This window comes from Thalassobacillus sp. B23F22_16, from assembly GCF_043496955.1.
Lineage (GTDB): Bacteria > Bacillota > Bacilli > Bacillales > Halobacillaceae > Thalassobacillus > Thalassobacillus devorans_A.
This window is the reverse complement of the sequence record NZ_JBIEKD010000024.1, coordinates 1-18,958: the sequence shown is the minus strand read 5'-3', so window position 1 is coordinate 18,958 and position 18,958 is coordinate 1. Positions and strand designations below refer to the sequence as shown.

Below are 18,958 nucleotides of genomic sequence, written 5' to 3'. Positions count from 1 at the left end.
ATGTGGTAAATGGCACAATTAGTGTTACTATAACATAGCAAAGTTCGATTAACTAGCGGTATATGATTTGTCAGGAACAACCATGGAAGTCAGATGGTAATTAAGACCAGATATTGTTAATTATCCAGGGGTGTCCGGACTGATGGTAATTCATGTTTCTAGAAAAACATACGTGGTGATACTAATGAAAAAACAAAGGAACAAGGGGAAAATAGTAATGAAAAATATCAAAGCTGTACTGGAACGGTTATCAGGTTGGAATGACACGTTCGATTTCAGCAAACCAGTAGAAATAAACCAGGATGTAGCTGCTTACTTAAATTATTATGGTTTGAATACTTCCGGTGTAGATTTTCATTTTGGTAAGGTGGAAACGAACGGGACGAAGAAGCTCGTCCAGATGTTCGCGCCAAAACAATCAAAAGGAACGGTATTCTTGCTGCATGGCTATTTGGATCACGTCGGCCATCTCAAGCATATCATCCGATTTTTGAATGAATTGGGCTATACTGTAATCAGCTATGACCTGGAAGGACACGGGCTTTCTGAGGGGGAATCACCCTCCGTGGAACGATTTTCGGATTATGTCCAATCCCTCGAACAGCTGCTTTCCCTGGCAAAAAAAGAAAGGAGCGGTCCCTTCTATGTGATCGGTCATAGCACCGGGGGTGCAATCGCAATCGATTATGTGCTGAACAATCATGACCACATCTTTGACAAAGTTATACTGGCCGCTCCGCTCGTTCATTCTGAGCATTGGTACGGGACGGTAATTGGCTATTATTTAGCAAAAATCATCCCATTCCTACAGGAAGTAAAACGTAATTTCCGTGTCAATTCTTCTGACGAGCATTATTTGAAATTACGGAAAATCGATCCCCTGCAAAGCCGGGCGATTCCGCTGGACTGGGTCGGTGCCATGCTCGATTGGAACAGGAAGCTGAAAAGTTACCCTGTGACGAACACGCCGACGTTCGTTCTTCAGGGCAATCAGGACAGGACCGTAGCCTGGCGTTATAATATGAAGTTTTTGCAAAAGAAGTTTCGTCGGCTGACCATGGTCCAGATCGATCACGCCCAGCATGCGCTTTTCAATGAATCAGAACAAGTCAGGTCGCTGGTTTTCTCCTTTATTCGTAAGTTTTTGCAGCAGGAAAAATGACACGGCTGGTGATTTAGCCGTGTCATTTTATTATGGAAATCTGGTAGGCCTCCGCCAATTTTTCCTTATCTTCGTCTGTTAGCACATTTTCCGCCATCGGGAATAGTACATTTTCTTCTTTATTGAAATGAGAAAATAGTGTTGTGCACCCTTCGAGGACGTGGAGGTTCAAACGCGCAGGATCCTCGATTTCGGATACATTTTCTGTCCCATTCAGAAAAGACTCAAAGCTCTCTTTTGCCAGATCATGCTCATATTCCATGACGACAAGCGGACCGGTACTGGTACCAATATACTTGCCCATCATCGGAAATAAGACGCCTTCCTCTTTTTCCGAATGGGGAATGAGCTGTTCCATAAAGGATACGACCTCTTCCCGGAGCGCAAGCAATTGGGTGATCTGCTCTTCTGTGGTTTCTTTTGTTTGTGCTGCTGCGAGCTGCAATTGTTTCATCAATTCCTCAAGCTTTGGGTGTTCATCCTTCAAGTGCTGTAAGGCTGCACAAAGTTGTGTTGCTCCGCTGTCTACTTTCATTCCGGCACATTCATGACTCATCATCGGCCACTCCTTTTTCTATCAAATGTACCTCTATCCTAGCGGAATGTGCCTCAAATGTATGTGAGGCACATCACACTCCCATTCCACCTATTACTCAAGTATGTTATATCTCTTCCTGGTGGGTGTGTCTCTCTATTTTCAAATGTATCTCTCTTATTCGCGAAATTGTCTCTGTTATTCCCGAAATTTGCTCTCTTAAGCCTGTTCCTGTCTCTCATCAGATGGGTATTTGGAACTAGTATAGAAAGTGGACACAGGTAGTGAGCCATGTTTTAATCGACCCAAAGCTTAAATTAAGGACGTGTTCACTTGACTAAAAAAATGAAGAGTTACAGTTCGGAATTTAAAGAGTATGTAGCTAAAATGATTGTCCTAGACGGGCATAAAATGACTGATATTTGCCACAAGCTCAATTTACCTTACGGTACCGTTAAGCGGTGGGTAGGGAGCTATCGTGACAAGCAGAAGAACGCAGAAAAAGAGGAACAAAACCAGCTATTAACGGCTTCTGAGTACAAAGAGATGTATGAAAAAGAACGGCAAGAGAAGCTTGAAGCTCAGGAGGAAGCCGAAATATTAAAAAAGGCAATGCACATCTTCACGCAAGAAAAAGAGTAAAGTTCGAGTTCATTTATGAACATCGTACAGAACACACCGTATCGAAGATGTGCGAAGTTCTTGGTGTGTCTACATCAGGCTATTATGCTTACCTCCACAGGTTAGAGCAGCCAGAAACAGAGCGGGAAGCATTCAATCGTTATTTAGATGAGCGAATTCTATTTCACTATCACGATAATCATGGGTGTTACGGCAGCCCTCGTATTCATAAAAAAATCCGGGATGAGGATGGACTATCGGTTTCCGTGAAGAAAGTGACTAACCGTATGAGAGAGTTAGAACTGTATGCAGTGCCACCAAAGAAATTTGTAGCGACTACCGATTCGAAACATGCCAATCAAACTTTTCCTAACCATTTGAAACGAGAGTTTCAACCAGAAGCTCCAAACAAGGTCTGGGCTACAGATATTACCTATATTCATACTGGTGAAGGATTCTTGTATCTAAATCCTGTCATGGACCTATATTCTCGCCGTATCATCAGTTTTCGGATTGATGACCATATGGAACAATCGCTATCTCTACATGCCTTAGAAGAAGCTATCTCCCTTCGGGAGCCAGAAGCAGGATGGATCCACCATTCGGATCAAGGATCCCAATACTGTTCCAGGGCATATGTTAAAACCCTTGAAGAAGCCCAAGCCACTATCAGCATGAGCCGGAAAGGCACACCCTATGATAACGCCTGTGTCGAGAGCTTCTTTGCCTCTTTTAAAAAGGAGTACCTGTATAAATACGTATTCCCTACAAAAGCTGAAGCTATTTTAGCTGTTCAATTTTATATTAAATTTTATAACCAGAAGCGTATGCATTCCTTCTTGGATGATAAGAGCCCTATCGAAAAAGAAAAGGCCTATTATTCGAGCCAAAGTCAGAAGCTCGCTTCAGCACACATTCCCTCTGCATAAAGGGTAGGATCGGTTTTGGTATCCTTCCCTTTATGCGGAGGCATCCAAGTGTTTCGGAAGAAGACACGCGGAAGAAAAAAATGGCCCGATGAGTGATCTATTTTTGTCCACTTTATTGACAGAATTCCATATTAGCTCTAATATGGCTGCTTTTTCTCATTTTAAAAAACTTGGCTTATTGCCAAGTCTTTACGGCGAAAGCCTTAGTGTTTCTTATAACTTTCTTAAAGTGTAAAAAAAGAAGCGTCAGGCTTCAGCCTCACGCTTTTTTTCTTCTATTAACTTGATCCCCATTTTTCCTGCAGCTGACGGATTTCTTTTTCATGTGTCGGGGTATCTTTAGGGGTCTCCAAAATAAACGGGATGTCAGCAAGCTGTGGGGTGGCGATCAATTGTCCGAACTGCTCTTCCGTTATGTAGCCGCTCCCGAATATATTGGCATGGCGGTCTTTCCCGGATCCGGTCTCATATTTGGAGTTATTGAAGTGGATGGCTTCCAGATGATTAAAATAACCGAGCTCGTTCCCTTTTGCCAAAACAGCTTCCCAGTTGTTCCCATCCCATAATCCGCTCGCGAAGGCATGACAAGTATCCAGGCAAAAACCGATTTTCTCAGGCGCCTCGCATAACTCGCGCACCCGGCTCAACTCTTCTAACGTCGTCCCCATTGATCCTGGCTTTCCCGCGTTGTTTTCCAGGAGAATTTTACAGCTTCCCTCCCATTCGGAAAGCACTTCATTGAGAACACCGATCATCAGCTGGTAGCTGACAAGGGGATCACCATCCTCAACCTGCTTCCCAAAATGGACGACCACGCCGATCGAACCGCAGGCGTTGGTAATTTCAAGATCATTCAGCAAGGACGCCACCACCGCTTCCCGCTTACGGTCATCTGCAGGAGTCAGGCTGGTAGGGTAAGGCGTGTGAGCGATAGACACAAGACCATGCTGCTCACTAAACTCCTTGCAAAGGCTGGCGTCGTCTCGGTTAAATTCTTTGACTGACAGGCTGCGCGGGTTCTTGGGGAAATATTGAAAAGCAGCCGCATTCATGGCGGCTGCCTGTTTGGCTGCTCCTAAATAACCTTCCCGGATGGAAACATGGCTGCCGAATTTCATGAGAAATCCCCTTTCGCAGAAACACAATTTTCTTTTAGTGTTCCCAGGCGAGCGGAATGTTTACATTTTATTCGAAGGCACTTCGTTCTACTCGTTGTTCCAGTACTTTTTTTAGTTGTTCTTTATATTTAGCTTCTACAAGGATATAAAGAAAATCGCCGGCTTTGATTTCTGTCTCACCATATGGGGTGATCACCTGATTATCCCGGATGATAGCACTAATATTCGCCCGGTTTGGGAACTCAACGTCACGAAGCTTTTGCCCTACAACCGCTGATTGGGGACTTACCTGGTACTGAATCATTTCGGCTGAGGCTTTCCCCATGGAAATCAGCTCGATCGAATGGTGCGGCACATCTTTTTTTGGTCCAACAAGATTCAGCTTCTTTGCTACGAGAGAAATGGTCGATCCCTGGACTAGAGCAGAAGTCAGTACAATGAAAAACACAACATTAAACATGACCTGGCTGTTTTCAACACCATTGACAATCGGAAATGTTGCGAGCACAATTGGGACTGCCCCACGAAGACCTGCCCAGGAAATAAATAATTTTTCTTTTACGGAATAACCCATTTTTATAAGAGATAAAAACACTGCTATAGGACGGGCCACCAGAATCAATAAGGCAGATAACAATAAGCCATTAAGCATGATTGCTGAAGTGAATACCTGACCAGGGAAAACAAGCAGGCCAAGGATGATAAACATTAGGATCTGCGCCATCCAAGCAAATCCCTCATTAAATTGAAAAATGGAATAACGGTAAGTGAGCTCGCTATTGCCAACGACAAGTGCAGCGACATAGACCGCCAAAAAGCCGCTTCCTCCCAGGAAGGCTGTCACACTATAGGTAACCAGGGCGAAGGCAACAGAAAAAATCGGATAAAGGGCACTTGAATCGAGTTTAATCCGGTTGATGGAGTACGAGGCCAGTTTCCCGAGAGCAATACCGAACAATAGCCCCATACCCATTTGGACAAAAAACATCGGAATCATCATCCAAATCGACTGATCCTGTACCGTGAGCAATTCGATCAAGGACAACGTAAGGAAAACGGCCATCGGATCGTTGGTTCCCGATTCTGCTTCCAGAGTCGCTCCCATTTTTGCTTTGATATTTCGTTCTTTCAGGGCAGCAAAAACAGCAGCCGCGTCTGTAGAACCGACAATCGCACCGAGCAGCATGCCTTCCAGAATCGTCAGCTCAAAAATCAGGTACGCTGAAAATCCGATGATGAGTGAAGTAAACAGCACACCAAAGGTTGCAAGCGAAAGAGATGGAAGCGCCACAGAGCGAACAGTCCTCCACTTTGTGTGCAGACCACCTTCAAACAAAATGATGACCAGAGCGAATACCCCAATAATCTGCGCGGTGCTGGCATCATCAAAATAAATAATTCCTAAGCCATCACTACCAAAAAGCATTCCGACCAGGATAAATAAAATCAAGGATGGAATTCCCCAGCGGCTTGAAAATTTAGCTACGAGTACACCACTAAATAAAAGTAATGCAGTTAGAAGTAAAAAGGTATCAGTGCCGAAAGCGTCAAAAAACATATAAGGTAAAATTCTCCTTTAAAGAGTATAGGATGAGAGGTGGAAAGAGGGTTATGTAAAGTGTTTCACAATAAAAGAATACCTGAAAATAAGCTTCAAATCAAAATATTTGCCTGAATTCAGTGACTCCTCATCTCCCCTTTTTTCTCATTTTCAGATTGTTAACGTTTTCTATTTTTCATACACCTCTTTATAATTAATATAGAAGAAACAAATGAAGGAGTGTTAGAAGATGGATTATTTCTCCATTTCTTCCATGGTAGAATCATTCAAAGAATTATTTCCAAAAGAAGCTTCTATTGCTGTATCCGACTCTAAGCAATTTATTTATTATAAACCAAGCAAACACATCGATTTGAAGATCAAGCCTGGAGATAAAATCAATGAAAACACCGTAACATTCAAAGCCCTCAGCGTCCGGAAAAAGACGTCCGATCACATTAATGGCAAGGTATTTGGGATTCCTTATTTCGGTACCTCGGTGCCCATTATCGATTCCGGAAATCCAAAGGGCTGTGTCACTGCAATTTTACCTTCAAAACAATTGAAGTTTTTGTCCAGGTTCCTGACCCTGCATATCGAAGACCGCTGGATACCGGTCCCTTACGAGGAAGTCATGTTTTTAGAAGCTCACAATCGAAAAACATGGGTCCAATCAGAACGCGGTACAGGGACGCATAAATTCACATTGAGTGAAGTGGAATTCCATTTACCCGAGGAAATGTTTTTACGATGTCATCGTTCCTATATCATCAACGTCAATTTTATTGCTGAGATCCAGCCGGACTCCCATTCTACTTTTCTATTGATCATGAAAGATGGCACTAAGATCCCGGTTAGCCAGACATACGCGAGCCAGTTCCGCAGGATTCTGTCGTTCTGATTTTTCTTAGTTATGTCGTGAATTTTCTATTTCAGTACGAATTTAAGCCTTTTCATACCAAAACCCAAGAGATGAACGCTGTAAGACGTTAGAATTATAAGAAAATTACATCATGGAGGTTTTGGTATGAAACAAACTTATAACCAACGATTACGAGATAAACAACTGGAAGATCGCATCGTTTCTGAGGAAACAGCCGCTTCCTGGATTGAGGACGGGATGACACTTGGCTTGAGCGGGTTCACCCGTGCCGGTGATGCTAAGGCGGTTCCGTCTGCTTTAGTTGAAAAAGCAAAAGAAGAACACCTGAAAGTAAACGTCTATACCGGGGCTTCCCTCGGATCCGATATCGACCGCCTGATGGCTGAAGCTGGAATTGTACACAAACGCCTGCCGTTCCAGGCTGATAAAACGATGCGCAGCGAAATCAACCAGGGCGACATGCTGTTTGTCGACCAGCACCTGTCCCATACCGCAGAGGCGATTCGTCAGGATATATTGAACCCGATTGATTACGCCATTGTGGAAGCGGTATCAATTACAAAGGATGGGATGATCGTGCCGTCCACTTCTGTCGGCAACTCTTCTATTTTTGCGGAGAAAGCGAAAAATGTGATTGTTGAATTGAATCTGGCACAGTCCGATGCCTTTGAAGGCCTGCATGATATCTATGAATTAGGGGCTCAGGGCAAGCGTCAGCCCATCCCGTTGACGGAAGTCGATGACCGCATCGGCACGATCGGGATCCAGGTTGACATCGAAAAAATTAAAGGGATCGTCATCACCAATCAGCCGGACTCCCCGTCGACCATCGTACCGCCAGATGAAGACACAGCAACGATGGCGAATCATTTGATTGGTTTCTTACGAAAAGAAGTAGAAGTCGGACGGCTCCCTGAAAATCTGGCACCGTTGCAATCCGGCATCGGCTCGGTTGCCAATGCCGTTTTCCATGGCTTGCTCGATTCTGAGTTCACAGAGCTGGAAGTCTATTCCGAGGTATTGCAGGATGCGGTATTCGACCTCTTGGATGCCGGGAAAATCAAGTTCGCGTCCGGCTGCTCGATTACACTTTCAGAAGATAAGCTGGAAGAAGTCTATGGGAATATCGACCGCTACCGTGACCGGCTTCTGTTACGTCCGCAGGAAATTTCCAACCATCCGGAGATTATCCGCCGGTTAGGACTGATTTCGATCAACACGCCGCTTGAAGTCGATATTTATGGCAATGTCAACTCCACGCATGTGCTTGGCACGAAGATGATGAATGGCATCGGCGGCTCCGGTGACTTTACGCGAAATTCCCGTCTTGCTATTTTTGTCACCAAGTCGATTGCCAAAAATGGCGACATCTCCAGTGTCGTACCATTCGTTTCTCACGTCGATCATACCGAACACGACGTCGACGTCCTTGTGACGGAACAGGGGTACGCGGACCTGCGCGGCCTGGCACCGAAAGAACGCGTGCCAGTGATTATCGAAAATTGCGCGCATCCGACGTATCGCGAACAGCTCTATGCTTATTATGAAGAGGCATGGGAAAAAGGCGGCCAGACTCCGCACGTGCTGGAAAAAGCCTTCGCATGGCATACCCGCTTCAAAGAAACCGGCTCCATGAAAGCAGCCGCCCTCCAGCACTCTTAAACCACAAGCAACACCCCGGGTCCTCCAAATATTGGATTTCCCGGGGTGACTTTGTTTGATGCTTGTATGGTGTCTAGTATACGCATTGTTTGTCTAGTAAATTTTTCATTCTGTCTAGTAAATTTCCAAAAGTAGCTAGTATCCTTTCCAGGATGTCTAATAAACTTCGTGAATTGTCTAGTATCCCCCCAGCGTTGTCTAGTATAAGAAAAGTTTGTCCAGCAAAGCAGCACCCCAGGTCCTCCAGTTTCTGGATGTCCCGGGGTGCTGCTTTTGGTTTTACTGCATGGTTCCGCCTGCCTGTTCGTAGCGGGCGTGGAATTCTTGTAGGAATTGATTGGTTATTGCTTCATCATGAATGAACAGCATGTTTTCGTCATTGATATTATTACCATTGTTGCTCCAGTTGGTCGACCCGACAATAACCGTCGGATCACTCTCCGTATCTGCATCAATCAGCATCGTTTTGCTATGAAGCTTGCGGGACTCAGCATCCTCATACACCGGTGCCGGGTTGGCCCAGCGGGTGTTCGGGTTGTTGTCGCTTTCCTGGGAAGCAGTTCTTCCTGTCATGTCTACACTAGCAGACCACCACTGATTCCAGAAACTGGTGTCAAACACCCCTTTTATATCAAAACCGGTCAAAGAACCTTCCATATCATTATAGGAGCCTTCCCATTTATGCTTTAATTCATCCACAAGCTCCTGATCGCTCCAGGCAAAAATGGAAAAGTACGTATTCAGGTCCGCGTCATTTTTTACAAATTCCGTCATCCGGCCAACAGCATCATCTCCGGCGGAAAAATAGATTTCCACAGGCACCCCGTTGATATTTACCTGATGTTTGGTATTATCTACTTTTCTTGTACTGAAATTCGAGGTGGCTTTATCCGGCTCCATTCCATTACTTCCCCACATTTCATTGAACTCAGTTTCATAGATTCCGGCAAGGTCCGGCCAGTTGATTTCAACCACGTGCTGCTGGTTGCCATCCAAAATTCCGGCCTCCATATTTTCTTCTGAGCCATATAAACCGGTCACTGTGAAGTTCCAACTGCCGGTAAATACCCATCGGTCATCGACTACGGCAAATTTATTATGCATCTGATTCCCTGGTGAATAATAGGCATTTGCGCTTTTTTCTTCCGCTTCAACAAACAAACGCCCGGTTTCTGTACTGTTTCCGATTTCAACCGTCACTTCTGCAATATCATTGGCCTCAGCCTGTAATCCATATTTCGAGCGGGCGGTACTGTCTTCCACTGCCATCATCGGTGAGTCCGAGAAAACGTGGATATCATCAGCCGTGCCAATTTCGCCATCAGCACCCCGGACCATTTTTTCTACGTATAACCTCATCGTCTTATAACGCTCCGTATAATGCGGGTCAGAGGCATCCTTAGCATCGGCGATTACACGCACATCGACTCCTTCAGCAGCCTTAGCAACTAATGTATCGACGATTCCCGGAAGGTTGATTTCATAAGTAGCAAAATCGATACTCTCCGTAGCACTGTTCAACCGTTCAATCAAACGGTCTTCTAAATTGACATTGTCATTGGCTTCGTTTCCAGCAAGGGCATTTGTATGATCGGCACATTTGTTGAAATAAACATTTATAGCACCTTCTGATTCAGAAACATTGGATAGATTCTCCTGACTATCCTCACAGCCGCCGACGTTTTCGCTGCCATTGGCACCATTTGGGGTTCCAAAACCAACGGAATACTCAGTGGTGGCATCTGCCCAATTCGCTGGATCGGTACCCTCTCCTTCCGCATGAAGTCGTTCCATCGATGCCTTGGCATCGTTATCTCCTGCGTGCCACGCATCAACTTCATCGACTAAATTACCGGCAGCATCACGAAGTTCCATTGCTTCCCCGGAATTGGACATGCTTCCGGCATAAATCAGATCAGCTTCCGTATCAGGAACAGTCGAATCATCCGTTCGCTCCATTATGTAAAAGCTGTTTGCAGCGATTGTTCCTGATAATTCGATTGCGGGTGTACCATCCTGGGCTTCCAGTGTCCAGCCCGTAACGTCGATAGCTTCGCCCGTTTGGTTGTGTAACTCTATCCACTCATCATTATAGCTTGACGTCGTTCCCATCCAGGCAATTTCATTGATAACAACCTCGCCTGTCCCTGCAGCATACGCAGATTTCTCTTCTTCCATCATCGGGCTGAAAAAGGATAAAACCATGGCAATTACTACTGTAAAAGGCAACATTCTGTTCACTTGCAGCACTCCTTTTCAAATTTATTTCTTGCAAGTTACAATTCTACCTATTCAGTGTAAAATACGTTCCTGTTTGAATGTTAGGAAAATGTAAAAATCCAACGATGGTATAGCAATACTAGTGCTTTTTTACAAAAAACAAATCCTTTCTGCCTACAAGGATAGTTGGTCGAAGAAAGGATTGTACTGTCATATTTCAAGAGACTTTCCTAAATAGTGGGGGAGATTATCTTACAGAAATGATGAAGCCTTGTTGTAACTGCTTTAATCTTAGAATTAAGCAAAGACCTGCTGTCAACAAACAAGGAGGAATAAACAGACATGAAGAGATCTGATATCATGGGAAAGAATGAGCTTCGTGATGGTGTGGAGAAAGTGAAGAAATATTATATCGAAAGCCTCCAGGAGGCGGGGATATTTTATGAGCAGGATGCGGATCCGGCTTCCCTTCCTTTGAGTGAACTGGAAAATATGTTCCGCATGCTCGGTTCACTTAGATAAAAAAATCCTCCTGCCCGACTTGGGCAAGGAGGATCTTTTCAGTTACTTGACTTTGACGGTCCATCCTTGGGTATCTTCGAGCTTCCCTGTCTGGATGCCGGTGATCGTATCATACAATTTCTGGGATAGTTCCCCGATTTCATGGTTGTTAATCACCATTTCTTTTCCGAGCCAGTTCAACTCGCCGACCGGTGAAATGACGGCAGCTGTCCCTGTCCCAAACGCTTCTTCCAGTTTTCCTTCTTCGTGATACTGGTAAAGTTCTTCAATCGAGATGCGGCGTTCGGTAACCGTTACGCCCCATTTTTCCAGCAGTTCGATGACGGACATTCGGGTAATCCCCTGCAAAATACTGCCGCTCAATGCCGGGGTTACAACCTCGCCATCAATCTTGAAAAAGATATTCATACTGCCGACTTCCTCAATATAACGCTTCTCGACGCCATCAAGCCATAACACGTCCGCTTTTCCTTCTTTATACGCCTGCTTCTGGGCCTGGTAGGCAGCGGAATAGTTCCCGGCTGTTTTCGCCATTCCCGTACCGCCTTTGACCGCGCGGGTGAACTTGTCTTCAACGCGGATTTTGACCGGGGTCAGGCCGCCGGAAAAGTAAGATCCGACAGGAGACAGGATAATCATCAGCTTATACGTTTTCGAAGGTGCAACCGATAGATTCGGCTCGGTTCCAATGATGAAGGGACGGATATATAAAGAAGTACCCGGTGTGTCCGGGACCCAGTCTTTTTCCAGGCTGATCAGCTCTTCCAAATACTTCATCACTTTTTCTTCATCGATTGCGGGAATGCTCAAACGATCACTGGATCGGTTCAGACGCTCCAGGTTCTTTTCCGGACGGAATAAAAGAACGCGGTCACCGGAACGGTAGGCTTTCAATCCTTCGAAAACCGTCTGGCCATAATGGAAAATCATTGCCGCCGGGTCCAGTGTCAACGGCTCATACGGTACGATACGCGGTTCGTACCATCCTTTCTCTTCATGGTAATCCATCACAAACATGTGGTCAGTGAAGGTTCGGCCGAATGGGATCTGATCGGTGTTCGGTTTCGGCTGCTTATGCTTGCTTTCTACGATTACAAGTTCTTCTGTTTTCATCTTCATGACTCCTTATTAGATAAGATTCTTCAATTAGTTGGATAAATAAGTTTGGCTTTTCGCCCATTACTTATGACGAAAGCCCTGGATAAAAAAGTACCTCCAGCTGAAGTGGAGGTTTTAGATTATTATCCATTGTACGCCTAATTGCTGACAATTTAAAGCTTTACTGGGATAAAAGATGAAAAAATTCAGAATCAAGCGAAAACAGATGCAACATACCGAGCAAACCTTATTCCCAGTGGAATGGATAACCACATAAGGATAATCGACACTACAAAAAGATAAATCGATTTTTTCCACAAATGCATGGCTCCTAACAGAACACCGACTCCCCATATCACCGCAATTAGGAAAAACTCCGGAGCCACGAAGGTCTTGTCGGTATAATTTTCCCCGATCGCTCCCCCAGCAAAAAAGGTAGAAATCATAAACACGAATATCCCGCTGATCACGGCATTGATAATAGTGGCTGTTTTTTTCATAACCGTCAGTCCTCTCCTTTCATGGTACAATGAAACTCACATTTCAACTTCGAAAGCTTGGTGATAGATTTGAAACGGATGACAGATTATGGTGTGAAAATCGGAAAAATGAAACCAGGGAAACGTAATAGTATTACTGATATCGAAGGGGTGACAGTCGGGCACGTCACGTTAAGTGATGGAGACATCCAAACCGGCGTAACCGCCATCCTTCCCCATCAGGGAAATATTTTTAAAGAAAAATTGATTGCATCCAGCCACGTAATTAACGGGTTCGGAAAAACGATTGGAACCATCCAGGTGAATGAGCTCGGAACGCTCGAGACACCGATTGTACTGACCAATACCGCAAGTGTCGGGACGGCGGCCGATGCATTAATTGCCGCTACGATGGAACAGAACCCGGAAATCGGACGGACGACCGGTACGGTAAATCCCGTTATCGGTGAATGCAATGATATGTTGTTGAATGACGTCCGAGCCCAGGCCGTTCAGAAAGAACATGTGTTAGAGGCTCTAACAAATACCGCTTCGGAATTTCAAGAAGGAGCCGCCGGTGCCGGCCGGGGCATGCTTTGTTATTCGCTCAAAGGCGGAATCGGTTCAGCGTCGCGACAAATGGAGTTAAGTCATGGAGTATATACGGTGGGGGTACTCGTGTTATCGAACTTTGGCATGTTGAGTGATCTGAGGGTGAATGGAAAGCCTGTCGGCCAGGAGTTGAAGCAAGCGCTTCTTGATTCCTGGGAGGAAAAGGACAAAGGTTCGGTGATGGTAATCGTCGCAACCGACTTGCCGGTATCCGAGCGGCAGCTAAACCGGATTCTCAAACGTTCGGTCACCGGACTCTCCCGGACAGGGGCGACGATTGGTCATGGCAGTGGTGATATCGTCCTCGGATTTTCAACTGCTGTAAAAATTCCGCACGACAAGCCCGCTCAGCCGCTAACCATCCCGACGATTCACGAAGAGGACATCGATACAGCCTTCCGCGCGATTGGGGAAGCGACAGAAGAAGCCGTTTTGAACTCGCTGGTGACCGCTGAACATGTCATCGGACGAAATGGGAATGAGCGGCCAGCATTCAAGGATTTGCTTGCCGAATTCGGGATTGGGTTGACATAATTATTTTACGGAAACTTCTCCCTAATGAAAGCCACCATCCTGGTGGTGACTGCTGCCCTGATTATGATGGTTGATCGTGTTGGTGTAATGGGCGCTTTTTTCATAGGCTTTATCCTTAGGGGTTCGCTTATGTTTATTCAACTCATCGCCATAAAATTTATTGCTGTTGAGTCCAAATTTATCTTTCACGAAAATCAGAGCGAGCGGCGCTAACAATACTATCAGTAAACCCAATAGAATCCACATGTGATCCTGCCTCCTATTATATATGGAAAGCACGTTACGGGTGTAACGTGCTTTCTTTTTATTTGGCTAGTTTATGCATCAGCCAGGACTGTCCGGTAAGAAATAACCCGCCTGCCGTCCAATACAATGGGATTGCTGCTGGCATGGTGAAGGAAATGACCAGAATCATAAGCGGGGATATTAGCCCCATCCAGCGAACCATCGGATTATTATTTGCCGGATCAACCGGCATTAACTTTTGCTGCACTCGGAACTGTAAAAAGTAAATGGCACCGGCAATCATCGCAAGGGGAATATCGACGCTTCCCAAACTGAACCATAGGAACGAATGAACCGCAATCTCCTGGGAGCTTTGGATCGCAAAATAAAAGCCCATCAGAATTGGCATTTGTACCAACAGTGGCAAGCACCCGGCTGACAGAGGGTTTACACCGTGCTTCCTGTATAGAGCCATCATTTCCTGCTGTAATTCCATCTGCTTTTCCCGTTCATCCGTTTTCTTCATCTTTGCCTGAATTTTTTCCAATTCCGGCTGCATGCCAGTCATTTTCTCCTTCATCTCCCGCTGATTTTTATACTGCTTCATCATAAACGGTAAAAGTACCAGCCTGATTAACAGCGTGATTAAGATGATCGCCACCCCATAACTTCCGGCAAAAATCGAGGCGGTAGTTTCAATCAAAAAAGTGAATGGGTCGACAAAAACATGGCTCAAGAACCCGTCCCCAGCCTCTCCGTTCCCGGCACAACCACTCAGCAACAATAGTACGAGACTTCCTAATAAAAATAAACGTTTCACTCTCTTCCTCCTCACAAATTTAAAATCTATTGAATGTGAGGAGGGCAATGGTCTTCGTTATCGTCATCTGGAGCGTCTTTTCGCTTCATAAACCTTGTAATGAAAAAGACTTGCGTCTGCTTGGGCAGTACAGCTAGGGCTAACTGCCCTTTGCTAAAGGTCCGTTCTACTGCAGCTTCTGAATGGAAAAGCTCGCTCGTAAAGGCCGGGCTTTCTAAATACTGAACAGCTAACAACATGGAAGACGGGACCAGCACCGCTAAAAATAACAGATAGATATGCAAGTTTAATGGCAAATCAAATAATAACTCGAACATGCCGCTCCCTCCTTCCCATTTGGTCGATACTACTATGTACGAGACAGTTAAAAAAAAGTTTCAACTTTTTTGTCTGGGGGTTCTTCCCTAACTCGGAAGACTTCTGACTTAACGTTCTGCCCTAACTCTGTAAACTTCTGACTTAACGCCGCCACCTTCTGACCTAAAGCGATTCCCAACGACTATGGACGCAAATTGGTATACCAGGTGACCGCTTTCTGTTCCAGCTCCGTGACGAAATGATGCTTTCCTTCGATATAAGCTTCCATATCGTGCGGAAATTGACGGGCCAGGTTCTGTTTCAGCTTACCATATGCTTTTGCCGCATCGGGATGCTCCCGTAAATAGTCACGAAACGCCAAGTGACGGATGGAGTCCGGACTCCCTTCCTCGAAAACATGGACGTGATGGGTGCGAGCGTCCCCACCTTTTTTGAAAAAACGGCGGCCTGGAATGCCAAACTCCCCTTTCGCTTCATATCCAAGCGTTTCCATTGCTTCCTTATATGGATCGACTGCTGCTATATCTTTCACTACCGGCATGATGTCAATGATCGGTTTTGCTACAAGACCGGGTACCGATGTGCTGCCGATGTGATGGATAGCCACAAGGTTATCGCCTAATACCGCTTCTATCTGCTCTGCTTCTTCCCTAAACCGGTCCATCCAATGGGCATCATATGCCACTACCTCTACTTTTCTCAACGATCAGCCACCTCCCTCACTGGTTCTTCCTTTTTTCAAACACATCAAAATGATCCCAGATTCCTTCCAATACATCGAGCCGCTCATGGATATCGGTCTGCTTCTCTTTTCCGACAAACGTAATCAGGGCATTGATCAGGCTGAGCGGAGCAACGAATGAATCGATGAAACTCGGCATCTGGCTCGATGCTGCCAATGGAATATCCGCATGGGGCACGAGTGGCGACAACAGATTATCAGTAATCGCAATCGTCTGCGCGTTCTCTTCTTTGGCGTAGGTAAACATCTGAATCGTACTCTTAGTATAACGAGAAAAACTGATACCGAGAACGACATCCTCCTCTCCCAGGTCATACAATTTTTCCGACGAATCCTCGACCGATCGAATCAATTCTGTGTTTTGCAAAATGATGCCAAGATAATAATTCAGAAATACTCCGAGCGAGGCAGCACTGCGGTTGGCGATGATAAAAATTTTTCTTGCCTTTAACAAAGATTCGACCGCCTGATGGAACGCCTGTTCATCCAGTTTTTCCATCGTCGCCTGGATGTTCGAGATATCATCCTGAAACACCTCATAGACACCAGATGATTCCCGGTCATACACTTCTTCTGTAATTTTCAACCGCTCGGTCGTCGTTAACTGCTGCTGGACGGAGCTTTGCATATATTGCTGCATCTCCGCATACCCGCTGTACCCGAGTGCTGTTGCAAACCGGACAACAGTGGCATCACCGACGCCTGCCATTTTCGCCAATTTGCCGACGGTTAAAAATGGAGCAGTCGTCTGGTTCTCTACTATGTAGGTCGCTATCCTGACGTGGGATTTGCTCATCTCCCCAATGTTAGCTGCAATGCGCTGGTAAACATTCTCCATCGTCACACCCACCTTTCCTCCTTAAGATTAAACGCTTCATCCGGCTTCCGCAAGTTATCAAAAGCGCAAGCGTCTTGCTCACCCCCGACAAGCTTAAGACAAGCCTCGGCGTGACGTTCTTTGTACTTTTAGACCAATTAAGTTTATAAAGGTTTAAAGTATAAGTAAAACTAGGCTTTCGCCATAAACCCATGGCGATAAGCCAAGTTTTTCTAATCACAGAGAGGATTGACTTAAGACCTCGAGGGGGTAGGCGCTGGAGCTGGATGTAACCCACCATGTAAAGTTATCCACAAAAATTCCTAGCTTATCAAAAAGGCGGACCAATAGCATGAATGGTCCGCCCTGGTTCCCTTATTTATTTAATACGCGACGGATCGCTTCGTCGTGAGCGGAGACGGTTTGTTCAATATCTTCACCGCTGTGCACCGTCGACATCGAATATCGGTTCATCGGCTTCGTATAAATGCCGAGCTTCAATAGTTCATAATCGATTTCTTTTCGGAGTTTGGCATCATGATGCTCCATATCACGGTAGTTAAGGATTTTTCTATCCGTCAAAATGATATTGAAAATACTACCCGCACCGACCGTCTGCATCGTCAGCCCGTGTTGATGGTATACGGCCTCCAGCTTCTCGCGCAGCAGGCTTGTTTTCGCAAACAAATCATCCATAATTCCTGGTTGCTCCAGTACGTCTATCGTCGCAAGTCCGGCAGCAAGCACGGTCGGATGTCCGTTGTACGTGCCACTATGAAACACGGACTGCTTCTTATTCGTATTATCAGCCCCGGCTGTGAGGATGTCACGGCTGTCATCAACAGCGGTCGTCATCATAAACTCCCGCTTCCCGCCGATGGCACCCACAGGAAAACCACCGCCTAATACTTTTCCAAGCGCCGTCAAATCCGGTTCAATACCATACATTTCCTGGGCGCCTCCAAGTCCGACCCGGAAACCTGTCTTCACTTCATCAAAAATCAGGACGATTCCAAGTTCTTCGGTGATTTTACGAATGCCTGCCATAAACTCCTGCTCCGCCGGAATGAATCCTCCCTGAACCGGCTCCATGATCAGCCCGGCAATGTCACTGGCATGTTTCCGTAAAATCCGTTCCGCGTTTTCTAAATCATTGAACGGAAGCATGATGGTATTCTCCACATAATACTCAGGAATTCCACTGGATTCCGGTACAGCTTGCGGAGCTTCTTCTCCACCCGCCTGCTTGAGGTCAGGGTTCACGCTAAGAAGCACCTGATCATAGCCGCCATGATAATGACCTTCGAATTTGGCCAGCTTCGTTTTTCCAGTATAAGCCATTGCCGTGCGGATCGCGAGCAGTGTCGCCTCCAGCCCGGAGTTCGTGTAGCGCACCATATCGATGCTCGGGTACAAGTCGATCAGTTTTTCTGCCATGGTGATTTCCAACTTATGGGGCGTTCCAAAAATTGTCGTGCCATCTGTCTCCATCTGATTCATGACTGCCTGCTGGACATGCTCGTGGCCATGACCGTGAATCAAAGCGCCATAAGACAGCAGGTAATCAATATATTCATTGCCATCCACGTCGTAGATTTTGCTCCCTTTCGCTTTTTCCATCACTAATGGATGGGGCGCAATATGCTTGATATGGGCAGTGACGCCGCCGGGAATCACTTTCCCCGCTTTTTCGAAAAGCTCCGCCGACTTCTTCGTGTGATCAGAAATTAGCCCTTTACTGTCCGTAGTAATTTTCAACATCTCCTTTTATGGAATATATATTTCATTAATACACATATTATGAAATGAATCATTCAAAGTCAACGGAAATGCGATTACATTTTTATTACAGAAAAAACCTCTGGCTGCGGGTCAGCCAGAGGCGGTGATGTTGTCTCTTATACGCTTGTTGTGTCTCTCTTTTTTCAAAATTTGTCTCTCTTATCGGAAAAGTTGTCTCTCATAATTTCGAATTTTGGAACTAGTATAGAAATTGGACACAGGTAGTGAGCCATGTTTTAATCGACCTAAAGCTTAAATTAAGGACGTGTTCACTTGACTAAAAAAATGAAGAGTTACAGTTCGGAATTTAAAGAGTATGTAGCTAAAATGATTGTCCTA

19 protein-coding genes are annotated in these 18,958 nt (G+C 45.5%); 7 read left to right on the top strand and 12 right to left on the bottom strand.

What is annotated here, in order from left to right:
* The first annotated feature begins 217 nt into the window (after window positions 1-217).
* Window positions 218-1,162: an alpha/beta hydrolase gene (locus tag ACGTNI_RS16170; protein WP_394463744.1), complete on the top strand. Its 945-nt coding sequence runs from the start codon at window positions 218-220 to the stop codon at window positions 1,160-1,162.
* A gap of 22 nt (window positions 1,163-1,184) precedes the next feature.
* Here the strand turns inward: ACGTNI_RS16170 and ACGTNI_RS16165 are convergent, their stop codons facing one another.
* Window positions 1,185-1,718, bottom strand: a complete 534-nt coding sequence (locus tag ACGTNI_RS16165; RefSeq protein WP_394463743.1) for a hemerythrin domain-containing protein — start codon at window positions 1,716-1,718, stop codon at window positions 1,185-1,187.
* Between the two features lie 312 nt (window positions 1,719-2,030).
* Here ACGTNI_RS16165 and ACGTNI_RS16160 point away from each other — a divergent pair, with 312 nt between their 5' ends.
* Entirely contained in the window at window positions 2,031-2,339 is a 309-nt protein-coding gene (locus ACGTNI_RS16160; RefSeq protein ID WP_394463742.1) for a transposase, read from the top strand.
* Window positions 2,297-3,247 (top strand): IS3 family transposase, encoded by a 951-nt coding sequence (locus ACGTNI_RS16155; RefSeq protein WP_394463774.1) that lies wholly within the window; start codon window positions 2,297-2,299, stop codon window positions 3,245-3,247. Before ACGTNI_RS16160 ends, ACGTNI_RS16155 begins: the two co-directional genes overlap by 43 nt.
* Window positions 3,248-3,525: 278 nt before the next feature.
* On the opposite strand, the gene ACGTNI_RS16150 is transcribed toward ACGTNI_RS16155, so the two are convergent.
* Together ACGTNI_RS16150 and ACGTNI_RS16145 are read right to left on the bottom strand one after the other, a co-directional pair.
* A complete protein-coding gene (locus tag ACGTNI_RS16150) occupies window positions 3,526-4,365 on the bottom strand; it encodes a deoxyribonuclease IV (RefSeq protein ID WP_394463741.1) in 840 nt (279 codons plus the stop codon).
* A 67-nt stretch (window positions 4,366-4,432) separates the two neighbouring features.
* Window positions 4,433-5,923 (bottom strand): potassium/proton antiporter, encoded by a 1,491-nt coding sequence (locus tag ACGTNI_RS16145; protein ID WP_394463740.1) that lies wholly within the window; start codon window positions 5,921-5,923, stop codon window positions 4,433-4,435.
* A 232-nt stretch (window positions 5,924-6,155) separates the two neighbouring features.
* Between ACGTNI_RS16145 and ACGTNI_RS16140 the strand changes: the two genes are divergently transcribed.
* Entirely contained in the window at window positions 6,156-6,806 is a 651-nt protein-coding gene (locus tag ACGTNI_RS16140; protein ID WP_394463739.1) for a LytTR family DNA-binding domain-containing protein, read from the top strand.
* A 126-nt stretch (window positions 6,807-6,932) separates the two neighbouring features.
* The gene (gene scpC / locus ACGTNI_RS16135; RefSeq protein ID WP_394463738.1) at window positions 6,933-8,450 is read left to right on the top strand and encodes a succinyl-CoA:acetate CoA-transferase ScpC; all 1,518 of its coding nucleotides are present in this window, start codon (window positions 6,933-6,935) and stop codon (window positions 8,448-8,450) included.
* A 279-nt stretch (window positions 8,451-8,729) separates the two neighbouring features.
* On the opposite strand, the gene ACGTNI_RS16130 is transcribed toward scpC, so the two are convergent.
* A complete protein-coding gene (locus ACGTNI_RS16130) occupies window positions 8,730-10,682 on the bottom strand; it encodes a phospholipase D-like domain-containing protein (protein ID WP_394463773.1) in 1,953 nt (650 codons plus the stop codon).
* Between the two features lie 330 nt (window positions 10,683-11,012).
* Here ACGTNI_RS16130 and ACGTNI_RS16125 point away from each other — a divergent pair, with 330 nt between their 5' ends.
* Complete coding sequence (locus ACGTNI_RS16125) at window positions 11,013-11,192, top strand: hypothetical protein (RefSeq protein ID WP_394463737.1); 180 nt, start codon at window positions 11,013-11,015, stop codon at window positions 11,190-11,192.
* A 42-nt stretch (window positions 11,193-11,234) separates the two neighbouring features.
* Here ACGTNI_RS16125 and ACGTNI_RS16120 read toward each other — a convergent pair whose 3' ends face one another.
* Together ACGTNI_RS16120 and ACGTNI_RS16115 are read right to left on the bottom strand one after the other, a co-directional pair.
* Complete coding sequence (locus ACGTNI_RS16120) at window positions 11,235-12,305, bottom strand: branched-chain amino acid aminotransferase (protein ID WP_394463736.1); 1,071 nt, start codon at window positions 12,303-12,305, stop codon at window positions 11,235-11,237.
* 197 nt (window positions 12,306-12,502) lie between these two features.
* Window positions 12,503-12,790 (bottom strand): hypothetical protein, encoded by a 288-nt coding sequence (locus tag ACGTNI_RS16115; protein WP_394463735.1) that lies wholly within the window; start codon window positions 12,788-12,790, stop codon window positions 12,503-12,505.
* A 78-nt stretch (window positions 12,791-12,868) separates the two neighbouring features.
* On the opposite strand from ACGTNI_RS16115, the gene ACGTNI_RS16110 reads away from it, so the two are divergent.
* Window positions 12,869-13,915: a DmpA family aminopeptidase gene (locus ACGTNI_RS16110; protein WP_394463772.1), complete on the top strand. Its 1,047-nt coding sequence runs from the start codon at window positions 12,869-12,871 to the stop codon at window positions 13,913-13,915.
* A gap of 21 nt (window positions 13,916-13,936) precedes the next feature.
* Here ACGTNI_RS16110 and ACGTNI_RS16105 read toward each other — a convergent pair whose 3' ends face one another.
* The 6 genes from ACGTNI_RS16105 to ACGTNI_RS16080 form a co-directional block, all read right to left on the bottom strand.
* Window positions 13,937-14,161, bottom strand: coding sequence for a hypothetical protein (locus ACGTNI_RS16105; RefSeq protein ID WP_394463734.1), 225 nt, complete (start codon window positions 14,159-14,161; stop codon window positions 13,937-13,939).
* Window positions 14,162-14,219: 58 nt separating this feature from the next.
* Complete coding sequence (yidC, locus tag ACGTNI_RS16100) at window positions 14,220-14,960, bottom strand: membrane protein insertase YidC (RefSeq protein ID WP_394463733.1); 741 nt, start codon at window positions 14,958-14,960, stop codon at window positions 14,220-14,222.
* Between the two features lie 26 nt (window positions 14,961-14,986).
* Window positions 14,987-15,277 carry a hypothetical protein gene (locus ACGTNI_RS16095; protein ID WP_394463732.1) on the bottom strand — a complete coding sequence of 97 codons (291 nt, stop codon included), beginning with the start codon at window positions 15,275-15,277 and terminating at the stop codon, window positions 14,987-14,989.
* A gap of 182 nt (window positions 15,278-15,459) precedes the next feature.
* Window positions 15,460-15,981 carry a GrpB family protein gene (locus tag ACGTNI_RS16090; protein ID WP_394463731.1) on the bottom strand — a complete coding sequence of 174 codons (522 nt, stop codon included), beginning with the start codon at window positions 15,979-15,981 and terminating at the stop codon, window positions 15,460-15,462.
* Window positions 15,982-15,997: 16 nt separating this feature from the next.
* On the bottom strand, window positions 15,998-16,858 hold the full coding sequence (locus ACGTNI_RS16085; protein WP_394463771.1) for a MurR/RpiR family transcriptional regulator: 861 nt from the start codon (window positions 16,856-16,858) through the stop codon (window positions 15,998-16,000).
* 354 nt (window positions 16,859-17,212) lie between these two features.
* The gene (locus ACGTNI_RS16080) at window positions 17,213-18,589 is read right to left on the bottom strand and encodes an aspartate aminotransferase family protein (protein ID WP_394463770.1); all 1,377 of its coding nucleotides are present in this window, start codon (window positions 18,587-18,589) and stop codon (window positions 17,213-17,215) included.
* Window positions 18,590-18,958 lie beyond the last annotated feature (369 nt).

Coding starts and splice junctions, on each gene's coding strand:
- ACGTNI_RS16170 (WP_394463744.1), top strand. CDS start 218: ATGAAAAATATCAAAGCTGTACTGGAACGGTTATCAGGTTGGAATGAC.
- ACGTNI_RS16165 (WP_394463743.1), bottom strand. CDS start 1,718: ATGAGTCATGAATGTGCCGGAATGAAAGTAGACAGCGGAGCAACACAA.
- ACGTNI_RS16150 (WP_394463741.1), bottom strand. CDS start 4,365: ATGAAATTCGGCAGCCATGTTTCCATCCGGGAAGGTTATTTAGGAGCA.
- ACGTNI_RS16145 (WP_394463740.1), bottom strand. CDS start 5,923: ATGTTTTTTGACGCTTTCGGCACTGATACCTTTTTACTTCTAACTGCA.
- ACGTNI_RS16140 (WP_394463739.1), top strand. CDS start 6,156: ATGGATTATTTCTCCATTTCTTCCATGGTAGAATCATTCAAAGAATTA.
- scpC (WP_394463738.1), top strand. CDS start 6,933: ATGAAACAAACTTATAACCAACGATTACGAGATAAACAACTGGAAGAT.
- ACGTNI_RS16130 (WP_394463773.1), bottom strand. CDS start 10,682: ATGTTGCCTTTTACAGTAGTAATTGCCATGGTTTTATCCTTTTTCAGC.
- ACGTNI_RS16125 (WP_394463737.1), top strand. CDS start 11,013: ATGAAGAGATCTGATATCATGGGAAAGAATGAGCTTCGTGATGGTGTG.
- ACGTNI_RS16120 (WP_394463736.1), bottom strand. CDS start 12,305: ATGAAAACAGAAGAACTTGTAATCGTAGAAAGCAAGCATAAGCAGCCG.
- ACGTNI_RS16115 (WP_394463735.1), bottom strand. CDS start 12,790: ATGAAAAAAACAGCCACTATTATCAATGCCGTGATCAGCGGGATATTC.
- ACGTNI_RS16110 (WP_394463772.1), top strand. CDS start 12,869: ATGACAGATTATGGTGTGAAAATCGGAAAAATGAAACCAGGGAAACGT.
- ACGTNI_RS16105 (WP_394463734.1), bottom strand. CDS start 14,161: ATGTGGATTCTATTGGGTTTACTGATAGTATTGTTAGCGCCGCTCGCT.
- ACGTNI_RS16095 (WP_394463732.1), bottom strand. CDS start 15,277: ATGTTCGAGTTATTATTTGATTTGCCATTAAACTTGCATATCTATCTG.
- ACGTNI_RS16085 (WP_394463771.1), bottom strand. CDS start 16,858: ATGGAGAATGTTTACCAGCGCATTGCAGCTAACATTGGGGAGATGAGC.